Genomic DNA, 21,509 nt, shown 5'->3' with positions numbered 1-21,509 from the left:
GGGTGAGGGCATGGTGGACGGACCGGTGGTGACGGTACGCGGCGAGGCCTACCGTGAGGTCGATCCCGAGGTCGCCCAGTTCACGGTCACCGCGCTGGCCCGCGACCGCGACCGGGAGGTCGTGCTGACCCGGCTGGCCGAGCGGGCCGCCGCGATCCGGGTGCTGCTGGACGCCGCCGAGTCGTCGATCCACCGTCGGGAGACCGGGGACCTGCGGGTGCGGCCCGAGACTCGGCGCTCCGGTGAGCGGGTGGTGGCCTGGCACGGCTCGGTGGTGACCACGGTGACGGTCACCGACTTCACCGCCCTCGGCGAGGTGATGCTGCGGCTGGCCGATCAGGATCAGGTCGAGGTGGCCGGTCCGTGGTGGTCGTTGCGCCCGGACAGCCCGACCTACCGGGCGGCCCGCCACGACGCGCTGACCGACGCGGTGCAACGCGCCCGCGAGTACGCGGAGGCACTCGGCGCCCAGGTCACCGACCTGATCGAGTTGGCCGACGAGGGCGGCGGCGCCCAGCCGCAGATGATGCGGATGGCGTTCGACGCCGAGACCACCGCCGGCGGCCCGCCGCAACTGGACTTCGACCCGCAGCCGCAGCAGGTGCACGCCGCCGTGCGGGCCCGGTTCGCGATCACCCGGCCGGCACTGTCCTGATGCCCACCGCCCAGGTGTTGCCGGTCGAGGAGTTGCTGGCCCGAGCCCGTACGCTTGCCGACGCCGGTCCTCGTCAACTGCTCGGCATCACCGGGGCGCCCGGCGTCGGCAAGTCCACCCTGGCCGCGCAGGTGGTGGCGGCCCTCGGCCCGGCCGCCCGGCTGGTGCCGATGGACGGCTTCCACCTCGCCCAGGCTGAGCTGCACCGGCTCGGCCGGGCCGCGCGCAAGGGCGCGGTCGACACCTTCGACGCCAACGGTTACGTCTCGCTGCTGCGTCGGCTCAAACGCAAGGAGCCCACCTCGGTCTGGGCACCCGAGTTCCGCCGTGATCTGGAGGAGCCGATCGCCGGGGCGATCGAGGTGCCGCCGGAGGTTCGGCTGGTGGTGACCGAGGGCAACTACCTGCTGGTCCCGCAGTGGCCCTGGGACGAGGTGCGCTCGTTGCTCCACGAGGCGTGGTTCCTCGATCTGGACGCGGAGTTGCGGCACCGGCGGCTGGTCGCCCGGCACGTCGCGTACGGACGCTCCACCGAGGAGGCGCAGGCGTGGGCGCTGGGCAGCGACGAGGTCAACGCCGCGCTGGTGACCGGCACCGCCGACCGGGCCGACCTGGTGGTACGCCTAGCCGAGCCCCCGCCGGGGTGACGGTACGGCCCGGCGGAGCAGCCAGGCCACCCGACTGCGTTCCCGCTGGAACTCGGCGGCCTCCGGATAGCCGCTGTGGCTGCGGATCGGCGGGTCGGCGACTTCGCCGTCGCTGGGGTGCAGCGCCTCCGGGTCGGTGACGGGGACGTCGCGTTCGCCGGCGCTGACCGGCCAGCCGAGCGGGTCGGTGTCCCGCCAGAAGTTCGTCCAGCCGATCGAACCGCACGAGCGGGTCAGCGCCTCGGTCAGCACCGGCAACCGGTCCGGTCCGAAGTACGCCGGGAAGATCCGGCCGTAGAGGCGGGTCAACTGGCAGCCGTACGAGAAGAACCAGATCTGCCGCCGCCAGCGTTCGGGCAGTTGGAGCAGGACCGCGGTGCAGATCACCGTGCCCTGGCTGTGCCCGGACAGGATGATGCCGTCCACCCGACGGGGATCGTGCTCGGCCAGCGCGAGCAGGCCGGCGGTGCGGGTGAGCAGTTCGGGCACCGCCCGCTCGGCGTAGCTGGGCGGAGCGAGCGGGTGCGCGGCGCGGGGCCAGAAGGTGCCGACGTCCCAGATCACGCCGACCGACCGGCGGACGGTGTTGTTGCGGTAGACCAGCAGACCCATGGCGGCGATCGTCACCGGTAGCCAGCCGAGCAGCGCGTCGCCCAGGTCGGCGACGAGCTTGATCATCACAGCGGAACTGCCGGTGGCCGGGTCGGGGTGCGGCGGGGCGGGGGACAGGACGGCGACGCAGCCGACGACGGCCAGCACGAGCAGTGCGGCGGCGTACCAGCCGATCAGACCCAGCGCGTGTTCGCCGACCAGCCGATGCAGGGCGCGGTGGGTGCTCACGTCCCGGCCGCGGCGCAGATCGTGGGCGGAGAGCGGCCCGCTGGCCGCCAGCTTGGCGTATTCCGTGCGGTGCAGCCGGCGGAACAGCACGATGGCACGGATCACGATCACGGCCAGCATCAGCAGCGCGGCACCGAAGAGCAGCCCGCCCCAGGTGACCGGCGTCGGCGGGGTGACAGGTGCCGCGCCGCTGGGGACGCTGCCGCCGTTGAGCCGATTCGTGACCCAGTAGAGCAGCCCGGCGCAGTAGGCCAGGCAGAGCAGCCAGCCGAAGCCGGCGATGACGGCGGGTGCCTGGCCGCGCCAGGTCAGGTCGGTGTACGGGCCGAGCGGCTGCTTGCCTTCGGCGATCCGGGTCCGGGGCAGCAGCAGGCCGGTCGCGGCGAGCAGCAGCAGCGGCAGGGCGATCTGCCAGACCTCCAGTGGTGCCGCCGGGACGGCGGGCAGCCAGCCGTGGCTCCAGGCGGCACCGGCGACCAGCAGCACGGTGGCCACGGCGGGGGTGGCACCACCGCGGCGGCCGGAGCGGGAGGTCGCGCCGATGGCGATGAGCAGCAGCAGTTGACCGGTGACGAACCAGGCGGCGATCCGGTCGATGCCGGGCAGCGAATGGTCTTCCAGGCAGCCGGGCTGGGTGGCCAGGTTGGCGCAACCGGGTGGCGGGCGCAGGGCGGCGAGCGAGGCACCGGTGTCGGGCAGCATCAGCACCAGGACGGTGCCGGTCAACCCGGTCACGGTGAGCACGATGACGGCGATGCTCCACCGGCCGAGCGGGGTGGCCCCGTCGCGTCGGGTCAGGCTGGGCAGGGTGAGCGCCACCAGGGTGATCACCACGACCGCGACGAGCACCAGCACGCTGGTCCAGGCGATCACCGCCTGGGTTCCGTGCGGCGGGCTGAGCACCAGGACGGTGCCGAGCGGGATGGCTGCCGCGACCACAGTCCCGGTGCACAGGTGCAGGACGGCGGCCCGGCGTAGTTGTCCCTCGCCCCACCAGAAGGTCGGGTCCTGCAGCGGGCTGGCGAGTGGTCCGGTGGGCGTGGGCGGGGGTGGCGGCTCCGGCACCGGTTGTGCGTCCGGCAGTTCGGCGTCGACCGGGCCGGGTGTGTGGTGCACCGGCGGGTCCATCGGGTCGGCGGGCATCACCGCCTCGTACTGGTACGTCCGCCAGGCGACGATGCCGAGCACCGCGATCAGGGCGAGTGGGACGATGAGCCCGGCCGCGAGCGACCGGCCGCTCTGCCGCCACCAGGGGTTGGCGAGGAAGTCCCACGGCCCGGGCAGCCGGTTCAGGCAGGCCGAGTCCACGCACTGCCAGGCGATGAGGTCGACGCCGACGGTGGTAAGCGCGAACACCGGAGTGCAGGTCAGGCTGAGGCAGAACATCCGGATCAGCCAGGCGGTGATCCCGGACCGGCTGGCCAGCCGTTCGGTGTTGGGGTCCGGCGGGATGCCGGGTCGGGCGTGCAGCGCCACGTTGGCGAGGGTGAAGGGCAGCAGCAGTGTCCACAGTGCTCGCTCGACGTCGCGTGCCGTCCGCGCCCCCGAGGTCAACTGCCCCCAGCTGTACGCCTCGACCGCGATCGGGTCGAGCGGCGTGCTGGTGGCGGAGCGGTAGAAGCCGGTGATCGGGCCACCGGCCACCAGTTGTGGTGCGGGGGCCTCGCCGCCCGGGGTCGAGCCCAGTCCCAGGGTGTCGGCGGGCGGCGTGTTGGACACTCCGTGTACGCGAAGTTCGAGAATCCGGCCGCCCACAGTGACACCTCCCAGTGATAGCTCCAATACCCAGAGTGCTTGACTTCTGGGCCGAGTGCCACCCTTCGGGACGGTATTTATGCAGGTAGAAGTAGTTACATGGGTCAGCCGATCTGGCGTACCGGTCGGGCGGGGTTACCGACCGCCACGACGTTGGCCGGCAGATCCCGGGTCACCACGGCCCCTGCGCCGACGACCGTGTTGTCACCCACCGTCACTCCAGCGAGGACGATCGCGCCGCCGCCCAGCCACGCGTTGTCGCCGATGGTGATCGGCTGGGCCGCCTCCCACTTGGCGCGGCGCTGCTCCGGCTCGACCGGATGGGTCGGGGTGAGCAGTTGTACGTTCGGGCCCACCTGCACGTCCGCGCCGAGGGTGATCGGCGCGACGTCCAGGAAGACGGACTGGAAGTTGACGAAGCTGCGTGGTCCGATCCGGATGTTGTAGCCGTAGTCGCAGTGGAACGGTGGGCGGATCCAGGTCTCCTCGCCGAGGTCGCCGAGCAGTTCGCGCAGCACGGCCAGGCGGGCCTCGCGTTGGTCGACGGGGCCGGAGTTGAACTGTTCCAGCAGGCGCAGCGCGCGAAGGTGGTCGGCGATGAGTTCCGGGTCGTCGGCGAGGTAGGGCTCGCCGGCCAGCATGCGCTCCTTCATGGATCCCATCGGCTGATCATGCCGCTCGGGGACGCGCCGCGTACTCAACTTCGTCGAAATTTTGACTCCCTGTTGCATACTCAGTATGCAACCCTGGTTCTATCGATGTCCTCACATCGATAGACGTTCTCTAGAGGAGGATCAGTTGCAACGAAGGAGCAAACTGACCGCCATCGGGCTGGGCCTGGCCCTGGTGCTCGGGGTGCCGGGGGCGGCCGCGGCCACCCCGCCGGGACCAGCCGCACCGCAGTCCGCCCAGCTCACCGCCCGGCCGGCGGCGCCGGGACAGTCGACCGTCACGCTGATCACCGGTGACCGGGTCACCGTCAGCGCGTCCGGGGCGGCGAGCGTACGCCCGGCCGAGGGGCGGTCCGGCATCCGCTTCCTCACCCAACGGCAGCAGGACCACCTCTGGGTGGTGCCGCAGGACGCCCTGTCGCTGATTCGCGACGGTCGGGTCGACCGTCGGCTGTTCGACGTGGCCGGTCTGATCGCCGCCGGTTACGACGACGCCCGCCGGGACCACCTGCCGCTGCTGATGACCTACCAGGCAGGGGTTGCAGCCCGTCGCGCGGCCGCCCCGGACGGGGTCACCGTCACCCGCGACCTGGCCGCCATCGGGGGCGTCGCGGCCACCGCCGACAAGCGGGAGACAAGTGAATTCTGGGCGACCCTTGCCGGTAGCGCCGCCGCCGCTCGGCTCGACGGTGCGGGGGGTGTCGAACGGGTCTGGCTCGACGGCCGGCGGCAGCTGACCCTGGAGCACAGCGTGCCGCAGATCGGTGCGCCCGCCGCCCACCAGGCCGGTTACACCGGCCAGGGGGTCCGCGTGGCGGTGCTGGACACCGGCGTCGACGCCGCCCACCCGGATCTGGTCGGGCGGGTCGCCGAGGCGCAGAACTTCACCGAGGAGGCGGACGCGGGCGACCTCGTGGGGCACGGCACCCACGTGGCGGCGACCATCGCCGGCAGCGGTGCCGCCTCCGGTGGACGCAACCGGGGCGTGGCCCCGGACGCGACGCTGCTGAACGGCAAGGTTTGTGAGGAGTGGGGCTGCACCGAGTCGGCCATCCTGGCCGGCATGCACTGGGCGGCGGTCGACCAGCAGGCAGATGTGATCAACATGAGCCTGGGCGGGGCGGACAGCCCCGCGATCGACCCGCTGGAGGAGGCGGTCAACACGCTTACCGAGCAGACCGGCGCCCTCTTCGTGATCTCGGCCGGCAACAGTGGCCGGGCCGGTTCCGTGGGCTCGCCGGCCAGCGCGGAAGCCGCGCTCGCCGTCGGCGCGGTGGACCGCGATGACGAACTCGCCTACTTCTCCAGCCAGGGCCCGCGCGTCGGCGACGACGGGCTGAAGCCGGAGATCACCGCACCCGGGGTGGACATCGTCGCGGCCCGGGGAGCCGGCACCGAGCTCGGCGAGCCGGTCGGGGAGCACTACGTCACGCTCTCCGGCACCTCGATGTCCGCGCCGCACGTCGCCGGTGCGGCGGCCCTGCTCGCCCAGCAGCGCGGCGACGCCACCGCGGCACAGCTCAAGGGCATCCTCATGGCCTCGGCCCAGCCGCACCCGGACCTGACCGCGTACCAGCAGGGAGCCGGCCGGGTCGACGTGGCGCGGGCGATCAGCCAGTACGTGGTCAGCGAGCCGGCGAGCCTCTCGCTCGGTCGTACCATCTGGCCGCACGACGACGACGAGCCGGTCACCCGGGAGCTGAGCTGGCGAAACACCGGCGCTACGGCGATCACCCTGGACCTCACCGTGCAGGCCACCGGCCCCGGCGGGCAGTCGGCCCCGGACGGCATGTTCTCGCTCAGCACCCAGCAGGTCGTGGTGCCGGCCGGCGGTACGGCCTCGGCCACCGTCACGGCCGACACCAGCATCGACAGCCCGGACGGTCACTACACCGGCCGGGTGCTCGCCCGCTCCGGCGACACGGTGGTGACCACCCCGCTGGCGGTCAACAAGGAGGTGGAGAGCTACGACGTGACCCTGAAGCACCTGGGTCGCGACGGTGCCGTGGCAGGCGATCACTTCACCTTCCTGCTCGGGCTGGCGAACTTCGACGAGTACGTCGCGTACGACCCGTCCGGCACCACCGAGGTCCGGGTGCCCAAGGGCCGGTACGGGCTCGTCAGCTACCTGTTCGACGAGGCGACCGAGCAGGTGACGATGATGGCCGGGCCGGAGTTGGAGGTGAAGCGGGACACCTCGGTGACCATCGACGGACGCAAGGCGGGCGCGGTACGGCTCACCGTGCCGGACCGTTCGGCGAAGTCGGCGGTGGCCGCGGCCGAGGCGACCTTCCTGCTCGGCGACCTCGGCGCAGCCAGCTTCGGTGCGCTCGGCGATGACTTCGACGGTATCGCCATCGGGCAGCTCGGCCGACCGGTGCCGGCGGACCGTTTCGTCAGTTCGGTGTCGAGTCAGTTCACCGACTGGGAGGCGGCGAACAGCACGTACTTCTACGGGCTGGGCGAGTCCTTCCCGGGCCGGCTGCCCAACGGTCTGACCAAGCACTACCGCTACAGCGACCTGGCCAAGGTCACCCATCGGTTCCAGGGTGGCTATTCCGGGATGCTGGCCGAGCGCATCGTCTACCCGGTCTTCGAACCCGACCTGGGCGGCTGGGCGGCCGTGACGAGGGTCGCGGTGCCGGGACAGCGGGTCGAGTACTACAACACCAAGCAGGTGCGCTGGTTCGGCGAACTGGCCTTCGGTACCCCGGTCGAGGACCTGCCGTGGCTGGATCTGGTGGCCGCCTACTGGTCCGAGCCGACGGCGTACCGGGCCGGCCGGCACTACCAGGAGACCTGGAACGGTGCACCGTACGGGCCCTCGTTCCCGACGCCTCGGTGGCCGGACGACGGCGTGACCCGGCAGGGTGACGTGATCGGGCTGGCCGTGGGGTTGTACCACGACGCGGCTGGTCACGTCGGCGGTTCGGTGACGGACGCCGGGCGTACCGCGTTGTATCGCAACGGCAAGCTGGTCGGGGAGAGCGAGGAGTACGGCTGGGGGCAGTTCGAGGTGCCACCCGGTACGGCGAACTACCGGCTGGAGACGTCGGCCAAGCGCAGCTTCACGGACCTGAGCACCGAGGTCAGCGTGGCGTGGACCTTCCGGTCCGGCCATGTCCGGGGTGACAAGTACGCGCGGCTGCCGGTCAGCGTGGTCCGGTTCGCGCCTGCGTTGGACGCGCGGAACGCCGCACCGGCCAACCGGGCCTTCGTCATCCCGATCGAGGTGCAGCGTCAGGCGGGTGCCCCGAAGGGGCGGACCACGTCGCTGACCGTCGACGTCTCCTACAACGGTGGGAAGACCTGGCAGAAGGCGAAGGTGACCAAGGCCGGCAGTGGCTGGCAGGCGGTCGTGAAGCACCCGCGGGGCACCGGTCACGTGTCGCTGCGGGCCAGCGCCCAGGACAGCACCGGCAGCACGGTGACCCAGCGGATCATCCAGGCGTACCGCCTGCGGTGAACCGCGCGGCAGGCGTTCGTTAAGAAGGGCCCCTTCCTATACGCGAGGCGTTAGGAAGGGGCCCTTCCTTACACCTCAGTCGTTGGCGTGCAGGGCGGCGTTGAGTTCGATGCCCCGGCCGGTACGCGGGCGGGCCTCCAGCGCGCCGTTCACCGAGTTGCGCCAGAACAGCAGCCCGTCGACGCCGGAGAGCTTCCGGGCCTTGACCACCCGACCGTCCGGCAGGGTGATCTTCGAGGCGGCGGTGATGTAGCAGCCGGCCTCGACCACGCAGTCGTCGCCGAGCGAGATGCCGATCCCGGCGTTCGCCCCGATCAGGCTGCGCTCGCCGATGCTCACCCGGTCCGTGCCGCCACCGGAGAGGGTGCCCATGATGGAGGCACCGCCGCCGATGTCCGAGCCGTCGCCGACCACCACACCCTGCACGATGCGACCCTCGACCATCGAGGTGCCCAGCGTGCCGGCGTTGAAGTTGACGAAGCCCTCGTGCATGACAGTGGTGCCACTGGCCAGGTGCGCGCCGAGGCGGACCCGGTCGGCGTCGGCGATGCGCACCCCGGAGGGCACCACGTAGTCGGTCATCCGGGGGAACTTGTCCACCCCGTACACAGCCAGGTGACGGCCGGCGGCCCGCTCGATGACGCGCAGCTCGTCCACCCGCTCCGGCGGGCACGGCCCGGCGGAGGTCCAGGCCACGTTTGCCAGCTTGCCGAAGATGCCGTCGAGGTTGAGCTGGTTGGGCCGCACCAGACGGTGGGAGAGCAGGTGCAGCCGCAGGTACGCGTCGGCCGCGTCCTTGATCGGGTCGGCCAGCGAGCCGATCACCGTTACCACCTGCACGGTACGCAGACCGGGCAGCGCCCGGTCGCCGAGCGCTCCCGGCGGCAGATCCAGTACGTCGGCCTCGTCCTCGCCGGGCACCAGCGGCAACTCGCCCAGGCCCAGCTTGCCGGTCGGGTACCAGGTGTCGAGCACCTGGTCATCGGCAGTGACGGTGGCCAGGCCGATGCCCCACGCGGATTCTGTCGACGTCACGTACTCACCTCTCGTTGCCAGCTCACACCGCTCACGGGCTCGCGTCTCGCGGTCGCCAGTTGTGACGGTACCGTGCGGACCATGGAGAACCCGCTCACCCCCGAGGTCCTCGCCGATCCGGTGGCGTTGACCCGTGCCCTGGTCGACATCGAGTCCGTGTCCCTCAACGAGAAGGCCATCGCCGACTGCGTGGAGGAGGTGCTGCGGGCGGTACCGCACCTGAGCACGTACCGGCACGGCAACACCGTGATGGCCCGTACCGACCTGGGCCGGGGCTCGCGGGTGGTGTTGGCCGGGCACCTGGACACCGTTCCGCTGAACAACAACTTCCCGTCGACCATGCGCGGCGACCTGATGTACGGCTGCGGCACCTCGGACATGAAATCCGGGGTGGCCTTCGCCCTGCACCTCGCGGTGACCCTGGCCGAGCCACGCCACGACGTGACGTACTTCTTCTACGAGGCGGAGGAGATCGAGTCGCGGTACAACGGGCTCACCCTCGTCTCCGCGGCCCATCCGGAGTGGCTCCAGGCCGATTTCGCGCTGCTGCTGGAGCCGACCCACGGGGTGGTGGAGGCCGGCTGCCAGGGCACCATGCGGGCGACGGTGGTCACCACCGGGGTCCGGGCCCACTCGGCCCGCTCCTGGCACGGGGTCAACGCCGTGCACGCCGCCGGTGACGTGCTGCGCCGGCTCGCCGAGTACCAGGCCCGACGGGTGACGATCGACGGCTGCGAGTACCGCGAGGGGATGAACGCGGTGCGGATCCACGGTGGGGTCGCCGGCAACGTGGTGCCGGACCGGTGCGAGATCGAGGTCAACTACCGCTTCGCGCCGGACCGTACGCCGGCCGAGGCCGAGGCGCACCTGCGCGAGGTGCTTGCGGGGTACGAGCTTGCGGTGACGGACTGCGCGTCCGGTGCCCTGCCGGGGCTCGACGCCGCGCCGGCGCGGGAGTTCCTGGCGGCGGTGGGTGCCGCCCCGATCGGCAAACTGGGCTGGACGGACGTGGCCCGCTTCGCGGCGCTGGGCATCCCGGCCCTCAACTTCGGCCCCGGTGACCCGAACCTGGCCCACCACCCGGACGAGCACGTGGAGATCGGCAAGATCCGCGAGGGCGCGGCCATCCTGCACCGCTGGCTCGCCAACGTTTGAGTCGTTGGTTTGTCAGCGTCTGACCGGAAGGCTGGTGCCTTCCGGTCAGACGACGGTGAGCTGGGAGTCGGTGGCGGGTTCGTCGGCAGGCTCGGGAGCGGTTTCGAGCAGCCGCTCCCGGCGGCGCTCTGCCACCACGTCGCGGATGCGCCGCTGCATCTGTCGCCGGATCCGGATCCGTTCGTTGTTGTTGTTGATCACGCGTTGTCTCCTCCCCCGAAGCCGCGCGCCGGGGCATACCCGGTATGTGAATAGTACGACGCCTGGGGAAGTGATTTGGTTGCACAAGATCACAAAGTGTTTTCCGAGTTCTGCGGCGTAGCTCCACTACGGTTGCTCCCATGGAGCAGAGCAACCACCGCGAACCAGGACGGGAGCGGCATCGAGGCGCCGTCACGATGCGCCGGCAGGCGATTCCCACCAGCACCGCCGACCAGGGGCTGCTGGATTCGCGGGCCCGAGCCGACTGGCGGACCAAGGACTCCTGGCGTGCGTTGCGCATCCTCTCCGAGTTCGTCGAGGGCTTCGACACCCTCGCCGATTTGCCGCCGGCGGTAAGCGTCTTCGGCTCGGCCCGGAGCAAACCGGACAGCCCGGAGTGCCAGCTCGCCGAGGCGGTCGGCGCGGCCCTGGCCCGGGCCGGCTACGCGGTGATCACCGGGGGTGGCCCCGGCGTGATGGAGGCGGCCAACCGGGGCGCGAGCGAGGCCGGCGGACGCTCGGTGGGCCTCGGCATCGAACTCCCCTTCGAGCAGGGCATCAACGAGTGGGTCGACCTCGCGATCGACTTCCGCTACTTCTTCGCCCGCAAGACCATGTTCGTCAAGTACGCCCAGGCGTTCGTGGTGCTGCCCGGTGGCTTCGGCACCCTGGACGAGTTGTTCGAGGCGCTCACGCTGGTGCAGACCGGCAAGGTCACCCGGTTCCCGGTGGTGCTGATGGGCAGCGACTACTGGCGGGGACTGCTCGACTGGCTGCGCGACACCATGGCGGTGGAGGGCAAGATCGGGCCGGTCGACCTCGACCTGATCCGCGTCACCGACGACATCGCCGAGGCGGTGCGGCACATCGTGGAGGCCGAGGCCGCGCTCAGCCCGGAGCAGGAATCGGTACGCGAGGAAGCCGTGGCCCGTACCGCCGCGGACCAGCAGGCGGCGGCCGAAGAATCGGAGCGCTGACCGAGTGGCCGCGATCTGCGTATTCTGTGCCTCCTCCCGTACCCTCGACCGGCGCTGGCTGGACCTCGCCACCGCCACCGGCGCGGAGATCGCCCGGCGCGGACACACCCTGGTCAGTGGCGGCGGCTGCGTCGGGATGATGGGCGCGCTTGTCGACGGGGCCCGCTCGGCGGGTGGCCGGACGATCGGCGTGATCCCGCAGGCGCTCGTCGACCTGGAGGTCGCCGACCTGGCCTCCGACGAGTTGGTGGTCACCGACTCGATGGCCAGCCGGAAGGTTGTCATGATCGAGAAGTCGGACGCCTTCCTCACGCTGCCCGGCGGGCTGGGCACCCTCGACGAACTCTTCGAGGTCTGGACCACCGCCACCCTGGCCCTGCACCGCAAGCCGATGGTGCTGGTGGACACCGACGGCTTCTACTCGCCCCTGGTGGAGTGGCTGCGCAACGTGACCGCGCAGAACTTCCTCAAGCCCGGCGGCTTCAACCTCCTCCAGTTCGCCGACACCCTCCCCGCCGCCCTCGACCTCCTCGAATCCCGCCTTACCTGACCTGCCCTCCGCCATGATCGCGCTCGATCCGGGATCGAGTGGCCTCGGCGGCATCACCAAGGCACTCGATCCCAGATTGAGCGTGATCATGGGCGCGGCCATGCTCAGTCGGGCAGGGTGTCGAGGGTGATCATGGGCGTGGTCACGCTGGGTGGGGCAGGAGTGATGGTGCGTCAAGGGTGCGGCGTGCGTCGGGACTGAAGAGGGTGTGGCGCGGCAAGGGGTGTCGCAGGCCCGTGATGGGATGGCGGGATGCAGGCGTACCGGCTGGTGCGTCGGCCCGTGGGGCCGACCGAGGGAGACGGCCCGACCGACGGGCGCTCCCCGGCGCAGGCTCTCCCGGTCGCCGACCCGCCGTCGACCGCGCCAGCGCCCGCCTCGCCACCCGCCAGTGAAGGCTCTCCCGGCGAGCAGACCGGCCCGGCGCCTGCCTCCGGCGAGCAGACCGGCCCGGCGCAGGTCGCCAGCCCGCCGGGCGACCCGGTGCACGCCTCTGCCCCGCAGATCGGCCCGGCTCGGGTCACTGGTCCGCAGGGCGACCCAGCGGTCACTGGGCTGCGGGGTGGGCTGGGGTGGGTGGCGGATGCGGGGCAGGCGGAGGTGGTGGCGCACACCGACGGGCCGATGCTGGTGCTGGGGGGACCTGGCACGGGGAAGACCAGCACCCTGGTCGAGGCGGTCGCCAGTCGGGTCGCCGAAGGGGTCGATCCGGAGCGGATCCTGGTCCTCACCTTCAGCCGGCGGGGCGCCGCCGACCTGCGGCACCGTATCGAGGCGCGGATCGCCGCCGATGGGCAGCGGGTGCTGCGCGAGCCGCTGGTGCGGACTTTTCCCGCGTACGCCTTCGGGTTGTTGCGGCGTGCGGCGGCCGAGCGGGGTGAGCCGTCGCCGCGGCTGCTCACCGGCCCCGAGCAGGATCTGATCATTCGTGAGCTGCTGGACGTGGTCGGCGAGGAGTCCGGCGACGACCCGGTCGGCTGGCCGGAGGATCTGCGCCCGGCGCTGCGTACCCGTGCTTTCGCGGCACAGCTGCGTGACCTGCTGATGCGGGCGGCCGAGCGGGGGGTGGGTCCGGTCGAGCTGGCGCGGCTCGGGGAGAAGTTGGGTCGGGCCGACTGGCCGGCGGCTGCCCGATTCCTGCGCGAGTACGTGGCCGTGCTGGCGCTGCGGGACGTCGCCAACCGGGGCTCGGTCGCGTACGACCCGGCGGAGCTGGTCCGGGCGGCCACCGGGATGCTGCGTGACGATCCGGAGCTGCTGGCCGTCGAGCGGCGTCGGCTGGCGTACGTCTACGTCGACGAACTGGCCGACACCGACCCCGCTCAGCGTGATCTGCTGGAGACGGTGGCCGGGGGCGGACTGACCCTGGTCGCCTTCGCCGATCCCGATTCGTCCACGTACGCCTTCCGGGGTGCCGACCCGACCGGCGTGACCACGTTTCCGCACCGGTTCCGGACGGCGTCCGGTGCGCCGGCCGCCCAGGTGCTGCTGACCACGAGTTACCGCTGCGGGGAGCGGCTGCTGGCCGCCTCCGCCCGACTGGCGCGGCGGCTGCGTGGTCCGGCGGCGCACCGCCGGATGCGTCCCGTGCCGGGCACGCCACCGGGCTCGATGGAGATCCATACCTTCCGGTCGGCGACCAGCGAGGCGGCCTGGTTGGCGCACGCGTTGCGCGAGGCGCACCTGCTCGGCGGGCTGCCGTGGGCGCGGATGGCGGTGCTGGTGCGGTCCACCGGCCGGCAACTGCCCACGCTGCGTCGGGCCCTGCATGCGGCAGGCGTGCCGACCGTGGTGCACGGTGAGGATCTGCCGCTGCACCTGCAACCGGCAGTCGCGCCGCTGCTGCTTCTGCTGCGTTGTGCGCTGGAGCCGGACCGGCTCGACGAGGAGGCCGCGGTAGCGCTGCTGCACTCACCGCTGGGCGGTGCCGATCCGCTGGCGGAGCGGCGGCTACGCCAGGGACTGCGGGCACTTGCCCTGGCCGCCGGCGACCGCCGTCCGTCCGGTGAGTTGATCGTCGAGGCGCTGCGCGACCCGGCCGAGTTGGCAGGTGTCGAGCGGCGCTGGGCCGAGCCGGCGCAGACGGTGGCCGGGCTGCTGGCCGTGGCCCGGGAGACGGCCGCTCGGCCGGGTGCCACCGCCGAGGACGTGCTCTGGGCGGTCTGGCGGGCCAGCGGTCTCGCCGAGCTCTGGTCGGCGGCGTTGACTAGGGGGCCGTCGGTGGCCGGCGAAGGTGATCTGGCACGGCGTCGTCGTGCCGAGGCGGCCGACCGCGATCTGGACGCGGTGATGGTCCTCTTCGACGCCGCCGCCCGGTTCACCGACCGGCTGCCCGGTGCGCGTACCGAGGTGTTCCTCGACCACGTGCTCGGGCAGGAGTTGCCCGCCGACACCCTCGCGCCGACCGCCGACCGGGGCGACGCGGTACGGCTGCTCACCGCGCACGCCGCGAAGGGGCTGGAGTGGGACCTGGTGGCCGTCGCCGGTGTGCAGGAGGGCGTCTGGCCCGACCTGCGGCTGCGCGGCAGCCTGCTCGGCTCGGAACGGCTGGTGGACGTGCTGGCCGGCCGGGCGGACGGCGCGGGCACGGTGGCCACCCTGGTCGGGCAGACCTCCGCCCTGCTGGACGAGGAGCGGCGGCTGTTCCATGTCGCGGTGACCCGAGCCCGACGCCGCCTGCTGGTCAGCGCGGTCGCCTCGGCCTCGGTCGGCGGCGACGACCACGATGAACAACCCAGCCGCTTCCTCTACGAACTCGGCCCTGGCGACACCCCCACCGACGAGGCGTCGACGGCCAGCGGGGACCCCGAGCCGTTGCCCGCGGGCATCGAGACCTCCGGCACCGAGCCCTCCGGCAGCGAGACGTCCACCAGCGAGGCGGGCGGGTCGCGTACCTTGCCGGTGAGTCGGCCGCCGCGGGCGTTGACCCTGCCCGCCCTGGTGGCGGAGTTGCGTACCGCGCTCGTCGATCCGGCCGCGCCGCTGGCCCGGCGGCAGGCGGCGGCGGCCGAGTTGGCCCGGCTCGGTGCCGCTGGGGTGTCCGGGGCGCATCCCGACGACTGGTGGGGGCTGCGACCGCTGTCCGACGATCGGCCGCTCGTCGACGAGGGGGAACCGGTCCGGGTCACCCCGTCGGGCATGGAGAGCGCGCTGCGGTGCAGCCTGCGTTGGCTGTTGGAACGGCACGGCGGCAGCACACCGGCCAGCGCCGCACAGGGGGTCGGCAACCTGGTGCACGCGGCGGCGATGCTCGCCGAGGACGCCCGCGCCGACCGCAGCGCCCTGCTGGAGTACGTCGCCGCCCGGTTCGACGCGATCGAGTTGGCCGCCCGCTGGATGGTGGGGCCGGAGCGGGCCCGCGCCGAGGCGATGGTCGACAAGCTGCTGCGCTGGTTGGCCGCCAACCCACGTCGGCTGCTCGCCATCGAGCACGAGTTCGCGGTCCGCCTCGACGACCCGCACCGGCCCGTCGACCTGGTCGGCCGGGTGGATCGCCTGGAGGTGGACGAGGACGGCCGGTTGGTGGTGATCGACCTCAAGACCGGCAAGTCGACAACCGTCACCGAACGCGAGGTGGTCGAGCATCCGCAGCTCGGCGCGTACCAGGCGGCGGTGGAGGCGGGGGCCTTCGCCGAGTTCGGCGACGAGTCGGGCGGGGCTGCCCTGGTGCAGCTCGGCACCGGTGCGCGCGACGCCCGGGAACAGTCCCAGCCGCCGGCCACCGACGGTCCCGAGGCCGGCTGGGCCACCGCCCTGGTACGCCGCACCGCCGATACGATGGCCGCCTCCACCTTCGCCGCGGTCGCCAACTCGAAGTGTCGGGTCTGCCCGGTGCGTACCAGCTGCCCGGTCTCCGGGCAGGGGCGACAGGTGGTCGAGCCGCCGACCATACGTCGTCCCGAGCGCGAGGAGTGAGCGTGCCAGCCGGCGAAGCGGGCAGCATGACCCAGCCCGCGCTGTTCAGCCCCGGCGCCCCGGCGCCCCGGGCGGCCGACTCCGGTCCGCGCTACACCCCTGTCGAGCTGGCGAAGCTGCTCCGACTGCCGGCACCGACCCGGGAGCAGGCGGCGATCATCGCCGCGCCGGTCGAACCGCTGCTGGTGGTCGCGGGCGCAGGATCGGGCAAGACCGAGACGATGGCCGCCCGGGTGGTGTGGCTGGTGGCCAACTCCTACGTGCGGCCGGAGCAGGTGCTCGGCCTCACCTTCACCCGCAAGGCCGCCGGTGAGCTGGGGCACCGGGTGCGTACCCGGCTCGACCAGTTGATCCGCCGCCTCGGTCGGCGCGGCCGGGACCCGCTCGACGACCCGTTGGCCGGGGAACCGACGGTGGCCACCTACCACTCGTACGCCGGTCGGATCGTCACCGAGCACGGCCTGAGGGCCGGCTACGAGCCGTCCACCCGGCTGCTCACCGAGGCGTCCCGGTGGCAGTTGGTGGACCTCATCGTGCGCAACTACGACGGCGACATGTCCGAGGTGGACCGGATGCCCAGCACGGTCACCGACGCGGTGCTGGCCCTCGCCGGTGAGCTGGACGAACATCTGGTCGAGCCGGACGACCTGGCCGCGTGGACCGGCCGCTTCTTCGCCGACGTGCAGTCGCGTCCCGGCCGGATCTACGCCGACGTGCGCAAGGCCCTCGCCTTGCAGCAGACCCGGCTGAAGCTTCTGCCGCTGGTCCGCGCCTACGCCCGGCGCAAGGACGACTTCGAGGCGATGGACTTCGCCGACCAGTTGGCCCGCGCCGCCCGGGTGGCCCGCGACCATCCGGGCGTCGGCGAGATCGAACGGGACCGCTACCGCGTGGTGCTGCTCGACGAGTACCAGGACACCAGCCACGCCCAGGTGGTGCTGCTGCGGGCGCTGTTCGGCGACGGGCATCCGGTGACCGCCGTGGGCGACCCCTGCCAGTCCATCTACGGCTGGCGGGGTGCCAGCGCCGGCACCCTGGACCGCTTCCCGACCGAGTTTGTCGGCAGCGACGGCAGCCCGGCCCGGGTGCTCGGGCTGACCACCAGTTGGCGCAACCGTCCGGAGATCCTCGCGGTGGCCAACGCGCTGGCCACCCCGTTGCGGGCGGCCGGTGCCCGGGTGCCGGAACTGCACGCCGCGCTCAGCGTCGACGAGCCCATCGCGCACCGCAGCCCCCGTGGGGCCGCCGCCGGCACCGTGCACTGTGCGCTGCTGTCGACGTACGCCGACGAGGCCGACTGGATCGCCGACAGCCTGCTGGCGGCGTGGCAGGGGGCGGCTCGGATGCCGCGGGCGCTGCCCGAGCAGATTCCGGTCACCGCCCGCCCGACCACGGCGGTGCTGGTCCGGCTGCGCAGCCAGATCCCGGCGATCGCCGCCGCGCTGCGCGAGCGCGGCCTACCGGTCGAGGTGGTCGGGCTCGGCGGCCTGCTGGACACCCCCGAGGTCCGCGACGTGGTGTGCACGCTGCGGGTGCTGGCCGACCCGACCGACGGTGCCGCCCTGCTGCGCCTGTTGACCGGTGCCCGGTGGCGGATCGGGCCCCGGGATCTGGTCGCCCTGCACCGCCGGGCCAAGGCCATCGCCGCCGCCCGCCGCCAACTCGCCGACGACGGCGATCCCGAGATCGTCCCGGATCGTCTGGACGAGGCGACCCTGGTGGAGGCGCTGGCCGACCTCGGCCCGGCGCAGGCGTACTCGGCCGAGGGGTATGCGCGGCTGCGCGCGTACGCCCGGGAACTGGGGTTGCTCCGTTACCGGCTGGACCAGTCCCTGCCGGAGCTGATCGCGGACATCGAGCGGACCACCGGCCTGGACGTGGAGGTGGCGGTACGGGCCGGCGGGGAGGGCGCCGGTGACGCCGGCCTGGCCCGCGCTCACCTGGACGCCCTCGGTGACGTGGCCGCCCGGTTCAGCGGGGAGACGCCGGGGGCCACCCTCGCCGGTTTCCTGGCCTATCTGGCCGCCGCCGAGGACGAGGAGCGCGGGCTCGCCCCCGGTGAGGTGGAGGTGGTCGAGGGTGCGGTGCAGATCCTCACCGCGCACGCCGCGAAAGGGCTGGAATGGGACGTCGTGGCGGTCGCCGGGCTGAGCAGGGGAGTGTGGCCGGGGCCGGTACGCAACTCCGATCACTGGCTCGGTGGCCTGGGCGTCCTGCCGTTCCCGTTGCGTGGTGACGCCGACGGGCTACCCGAGCTGGCCCTGGCCGAGGCCGCCGATCAACGCGCGGTGGCCCGCACGATGGCGGAGTTCACCGACGCCTGGCGGGCCCACGACGAGCGGGAGGAACGGCGACTGGCGTACGTGGCGGTAACCCGCCCCCGTCGACTGCTGCTCTGCTCGGGCCACTGGTGGGGGGAGGGCACCAAACGCCCACGCGGGCCGTCGGCGCTGTTGCGTGAGATACACGACGCCTGCCTGGACGGCGGGCCCGGTCACCTGGTCGACGAGTGGACGCCCGAGCCGACGCCCGACGCGGTCAACCCGACCACCGAGGTGGTGTTGCGCGCCGAGTGGCCGGCGGACCCGCTGGGGGTACGTCGGCCGGCGCTGGCCGAGGCGGCGGCGCTGGTGCGCCGGTTCCTCACCGGGGAGGGCGGGCCGGACGACTCCGCCGCCTCGGATCCGCAGGTGGCGCGGTGGCGGCGGGAGGCCGATCTGCTGCTGGCCGAGCGGGCGGAGCTGAGCCGACTCTCCGGCCCGATCGACGTGGTGTTGCCGGAGCAGCTGTCGGTGACGCAGCTGGTCAGTCTGCGCCGGGATCCGGCGGCCCTGGCCCGTACGCTGCGCCGGCCGTTGCCCGCCGAGCCCAACCCGTACGCCCGTCGGGGCACCGCCTTCCACGCCTGGCTGGAGCAGCGCTTCGGGGCGGACCGGCTGCTCGACACCGACGAGTTGCCCGGGGCGGCCGACGAGGACGCCGCGCCGGACGAGGCGTTGGCCGAGCTGCAGCGGCGCTTCCTGGCCAGCGAGTGGGCCGACCGGACGCCGATCGAGGTGGAGGTGCCGTTCGCCACGGTGATCGGCGGCGTGGTGGTGCGGGGCCGGATGGATGCGGTGTTCCGCCGGCCGGGGGACCGCTTCGACGTGGTCGACTGGAAGACCGGTGCCCGCCCGACCGGCGCGTCCGCCGAGGTGGCCGCGGTGCAGTTGGCGGTCTACCGGCTGGCCTGGGCGGAGTTGGTCGGGGTGCCGGTCGACCGGGTCGGCGCGGCCTTCCACTACGTGCGGGAGGGGGTCACGGTACGCCCGGCGGATCTGCTCGACCTCGATGGCCTCACCACCTTGATCACCTCGATTCCACAGCCGTGACACTTGCTGTGGGTCCGGAGCGCTGGTAACGTGCCTCGCGTTGCGAGTTTTGGTTACCAGCTCTGTGTGCGCCTGGTTGAACTTAGCCCCAGGCGCACTTTGTTGTGTCCGGAGTTCTCCGGGCGGGGCGACCAGAAGCGACAGGTGTTCCGGGCAGGTCCGCCCGGCGCACTCCTCTCTCCGATCCCGCAACAGGTGCGGGATCGACGTTCCGTCAAGGAGACGTAACAAGCATGGCTATTGGCACCGTCAAGTGGTTCAACGCTGACAAGGGCTTCGGTTTCATCACCCCGGACGGCGGCGGCGCTGACGTCTTCGCCCACTTCTCGGCGATCCAGTCCTCCGGCTACCGGAGCCTGGACGAGAACCAGCGGGTCGAGTTCGAGGTCGTCCAGGGCCAGAAGGGCCCGCAGGCGGAGAACATCCGTCCGCTCTGACCTCAGGGCGACACACACTTCCTGATCGCGAACGGTCGGGTCACATCCGGTGAACTTCTGGCCGGTGTGACCCGACCGTTCGCACATTCGGGCGCACTCCTCCGCATCCTGAGTCGGGAATCAGTCGTTGAAGCGTCGGGTGGCTGACTGCCAGCACCGCTGGGCCGGGTGAGGCTGGCCTCGGGGGCAAGCGCAGACGCGGCTTGGGCGCGGGGGAGGTAGGACCTTATGGTGGGCTCGGCGACGGCACGTGAGCTGCTGTTGGTGGTGGCGATGGCGGTCGTCGGGCTGCTGCTGGCCACGGTGGCGGCGTTCACGCCCTGGCCGGTCACGCCTGGTGGGTCCGCACCCTCCAGCCTGGTGGATCTCCAGGGTCCGCCGGTTCCCCCGGAGCCCGTCGGCAGCACGGCCGGCTGATTCCGCCCCTCACGGCACGCCCGGCCTCGGCACCAGCGCGCAACGGTTCCTCCCGCGCGTAGCCGTCGAGACGCTAGGGTCGGACCGTGCCGACGCGCAAAGCGAAAATCCCAGCGACCAGGTATCCGGTCGAGCGGTTCACTCTCGACAACGGCCTGCGGGTGGTCCTCACCCCCGATCGCAGCGCCCCGGTCATCGGGGTGGCGGTCGTCTACGACGTGGGCATCCGTTCCGAGCCCGAGGGGCGTACCGGCTTCGCCCACCTCTTCGAGCACCTGATGTTCCAGGGCTCGGAGAACCTGGAGAAGCTCGCGCACTTCCGGCACGTGCAGGGCGCCGGTGGCACCTTCAACGGCTCCACCCACCTGGACTACACCGACTACTTCGAGACCCTGCCGAGCAACGCGCTGGAGCGGGCGCTGTTCCTTGAGGCCGACCGGATGCGCGGCCCTCGGTTGACCGAGGAGAACCTGCGTAACCAGGTCGACGTGGTCAAGGAGGAGATCCGGGTCAACGTGCTCAACCGGCCGTACGGCGGGTTCCCGTGGCTGACCCTGCCACCGGTCATGTTCGACACCTTTCCCAACGCACACGATGGCTACGGCTCCTTCGTCGACCTCGAATCGGCCACCGTCGCCGACGCCGCCGACTTCTTCCGCCGCTACTACGCCAGCGGCAACGCCGTGCTGGCGGTCAGCGGCGACATCGACGTGGCCGAGGCGACCACGCTGATCGAGCGGCACTTCGGTGACGTGCCGGCCCGCCCGGCGCCGCAACGCCCGGACTTCGCCGAGCCGGAACTGACCGTCGAGCGACGCACCGCGTACACCGACCAGCTGGCGCCGCTACCGGCGGTGGCGTCGGGGTGGCGGGTGCCCGACCCGATCAATGACTTCGCCGCCTACCTGCCGTACGTGGTGCTGGCCGAGGTGCTCACCGACGGCGACGCCTCCCGGCTGGTCGAACGGCTGGTGCAGCGTGATCGGACGGTGACGAGCGTCGGTGGCTACCTGAGCTTCCTGGGCGACCCGTTCGACGTGCGCGACCCCACGGCTCTGCTGCTGCAGGCGCACCTGCCGCCGGGTGGCGATGTGGACAAGGTGCTGCGCACCGTCGACGAGGAGTTGGACCGGCTGGCCACCGACGGGCTGGCCGACGGCGAACTGGCCCGCACCCAGGCCAGGATGGCCACCCACCTGCTGCGCGACACCGACGCGGTGCTCGGCCGTGCGCTGCGGATGGCGGTGCTGGAGCAGCAACGCGGCGAGCCCGGACTGCTCAACGACCTGCCCCGGCTGGTCGGCGCGGTCACCGACGAGCAGGTCCGCGCCGCCGCCGCCACCCTGCGACCGGAGCGCCGCGCATCCGTCGAGGTCATCCCCGGCGGTGGCCGGTCATGAACGAAGGAGACAGCCCG

15 protein-coding genes are annotated in these 21,509 nt (G+C 72.2%); 11 read left to right on the top strand and 4 right to left on the bottom strand.

Annotated elements, in window-relative coordinates:
- Nucleotides 1-10 precede the first annotated feature (10 nt).
- Nucleotides 11-655 carry an SIMPL domain-containing protein gene (locus EG812_RS07315; RefSeq protein WP_013735784.1) on the top strand — a complete coding sequence of 215 codons (645 nt, stop codon included), beginning with the start codon at nt 11-13 and terminating at the stop codon, nt 653-655.
- A complete protein-coding gene (locus EG812_RS07310; protein ID WP_013735783.1) occupies nt 655-1,302 on the top strand; it encodes a nucleoside/nucleotide kinase family protein in 648 nt (215 codons plus the stop codon). Before EG812_RS07315 ends, EG812_RS07310 begins: the two co-directional genes overlap by 1 nt.
- On the opposite strand, the gene EG812_RS07305 is transcribed toward EG812_RS07310, so the two are convergent.
- On the bottom strand, nt 1,279-3,861 hold the full coding sequence (locus EG812_RS07305) for a tetratricopeptide repeat protein (RefSeq protein ID WP_233579420.1): 2,583 nt from the start codon (nt 3,859-3,861) through the stop codon (nt 1,279-1,281). The two genes, EG812_RS07310 and EG812_RS07305, sit on opposite strands and share 24 nt — an antisense overlap.
- A gap of 140 nt (nt 3,862-4,001) precedes the next feature.
- Nucleotides 4,002-4,559 (bottom strand): sugar O-acetyltransferase, encoded by a 558-nt coding sequence (locus tag EG812_RS07300; RefSeq protein ID WP_043721878.1) that lies wholly within the window; start codon nt 4,557-4,559, stop codon nt 4,002-4,004.
- A gap of 136 nt (nt 4,560-4,695) precedes the next feature.
- On the opposite strand from EG812_RS07300, the gene EG812_RS07295 reads away from it, so the two are divergent.
- Nucleotides 4,696-8,034, top strand: a complete 3,339-nt coding sequence (locus EG812_RS07295) for a S8 family serine peptidase (protein WP_126711185.1) — start codon at nt 4,696-4,698, stop codon at nt 8,032-8,034.
- A gap of 75 nt (nt 8,035-8,109) precedes the next feature.
- On the opposite strand, the gene dapD is transcribed toward EG812_RS07295, so the two are convergent.
- Nucleotides 8,110-9,069: a 2,3,4,5-tetrahydropyridine-2,6-dicarboxylate N-succinyltransferase gene (gene dapD, locus EG812_RS07290; protein WP_126711184.1), complete on the bottom strand. Its 960-nt coding sequence runs from the start codon at nt 9,067-9,069 to the stop codon at nt 8,110-8,112.
- An 81-nt stretch (nt 9,070-9,150) separates the two neighbouring features.
- Between dapD and dapE the strand changes: the two genes are divergently transcribed.
- The gene (dapE, locus tag EG812_RS07285) at nt 9,151-10,224 is read left to right on the top strand and encodes a succinyl-diaminopimelate desuccinylase (protein ID WP_126711183.1); all 1,074 of its coding nucleotides are present in this window, start codon (nt 9,151-9,153) and stop codon (nt 10,222-10,224) included.
- Nucleotides 10,225-10,269: 45 nt separating this feature from the next.
- Here dapE and EG812_RS29065 read toward each other — a convergent pair whose 3' ends face one another.
- Nucleotides 10,270-10,425, bottom strand: a complete 156-nt coding sequence (locus EG812_RS29065; RefSeq protein WP_158632495.1) for a hypothetical protein — start codon at nt 10,423-10,425, stop codon at nt 10,270-10,272.
- A gap of 140 nt (nt 10,426-10,565) precedes the next feature.
- Here EG812_RS29065 and EG812_RS07280 point away from each other — a divergent pair, with 140 nt between their 5' ends.
- From EG812_RS07280 to EG812_RS07250, 7 genes are all read left to right on the top strand, one after another.
- Nucleotides 10,566-11,402 (top strand): LOG family protein, encoded by an 837-nt coding sequence (locus EG812_RS07280; RefSeq protein WP_013735776.1) that lies wholly within the window; start codon nt 10,566-10,568, stop codon nt 11,400-11,402.
- Nucleotides 11,403-11,406: 4 nt separating this feature from the next.
- A complete protein-coding gene (locus EG812_RS07275) occupies nt 11,407-11,952 on the top strand; it encodes an LOG family protein (protein WP_126711182.1) in 546 nt (181 codons plus the stop codon).
- A gap of 252 nt (nt 11,953-12,204) precedes the next feature.
- Nucleotides 12,205-15,867, top strand: coding sequence for an ATP-dependent helicase (locus tag EG812_RS07270; RefSeq protein WP_126711181.1), 3,663 nt, complete (start codon nt 12,205-12,207; stop codon nt 15,865-15,867).
- A gap of 26 nt (nt 15,868-15,893) precedes the next feature.
- Entirely contained in the window at nt 15,894-19,238 is a 3,345-nt protein-coding gene (locus EG812_RS07265) for an ATP-dependent helicase (protein WP_126711447.1), read from the top strand.
- A gap of 233 nt (nt 19,239-19,471) precedes the next feature.
- Nucleotides 19,472-19,675, top strand: a complete 204-nt coding sequence (locus EG812_RS07260; RefSeq protein WP_013735772.1) for a cold-shock protein — start codon at nt 19,472-19,474, stop codon at nt 19,673-19,675.
- A gap of 228 nt (nt 19,676-19,903) precedes the next feature.
- On the top strand, nt 19,904-20,092 hold the full coding sequence (locus EG812_RS07255) for a hypothetical protein (RefSeq protein ID WP_013735771.1): 189 nt from the start codon (nt 19,904-19,906) through the stop codon (nt 20,090-20,092).
- 86 nt (nt 20,093-20,178) lie between these two features.
- The gene (locus tag EG812_RS07250) at nt 20,179-21,492 is read left to right on the top strand and encodes a M16 family metallopeptidase (protein WP_043721874.1); all 1,314 of its coding nucleotides are present in this window, start codon (nt 20,179-20,181) and stop codon (nt 21,490-21,492) included.
- Nucleotides 21,493-21,509 lie beyond the last annotated feature (17 nt).

Origin of the sequence: Verrucosispora sp. FIM060022, from assembly GCF_003977705.1 — a bacterium.
Classification (GTDB): domain Bacteria; phylum Actinomycetota; class Actinomycetes; order Mycobacteriales; family Micromonosporaceae; genus Micromonospora; species Micromonospora gifhornensis.
This window is presented reverse-complemented; position numbering and strand designations above follow the sequence as displayed.

What these genes read in the sequence shown, in the direction of transcription:
- EG812_RS07315 (WP_013735784.1), top strand. Translation starts at nt 11, where the DNA reads ATGGTGGACGGACCGGTGGTGACGGTACGCGGCGAGGCCTACCGTGAG.
- EG812_RS07310 (WP_013735783.1), top strand. Translation starts at nt 655, where the DNA reads ATGCCCACCGCCCAGGTGTTGCCGGTCGAGGAGTTGCTGGCCCGAGCC.
- EG812_RS07300 (WP_043721878.1), bottom strand. Translation starts at nt 4,559, where the DNA reads ATGGGATCCATGAAGGAGCGCATGCTGGCCGGCGAGCCCTACCTCGCC.
- dapE (WP_126711183.1), top strand. Translation starts at nt 9,151, where the DNA reads ATGGAGAACCCGCTCACCCCCGAGGTCCTCGCCGATCCGGTGGCGTTG.
- EG812_RS07280 (WP_013735776.1), top strand. Translation starts at nt 10,566, where the DNA reads ATGGAGCAGAGCAACCACCGCGAACCAGGACGGGAGCGGCATCGAGGC.
- EG812_RS07270 (WP_126711181.1), top strand. Translation starts at nt 12,205, where the DNA reads ATGCAGGCGTACCGGCTGGTGCGTCGGCCCGTGGGGCCGACCGAGGGA.
- EG812_RS07265 (WP_126711447.1), top strand. Translation starts at nt 15,894, where the DNA reads ATGACCCAGCCCGCGCTGTTCAGCCCCGGCGCCCCGGCGCCCCGGGCG.
- EG812_RS07260 (WP_013735772.1), top strand. Translation starts at nt 19,472, where the DNA reads ATGGCTATTGGCACCGTCAAGTGGTTCAACGCTGACAAGGGCTTCGGT.
- EG812_RS07255 (WP_013735771.1), top strand. Translation starts at nt 19,904, where the DNA reads ATGGTGGGCTCGGCGACGGCACGTGAGCTGCTGTTGGTGGTGGCGATG.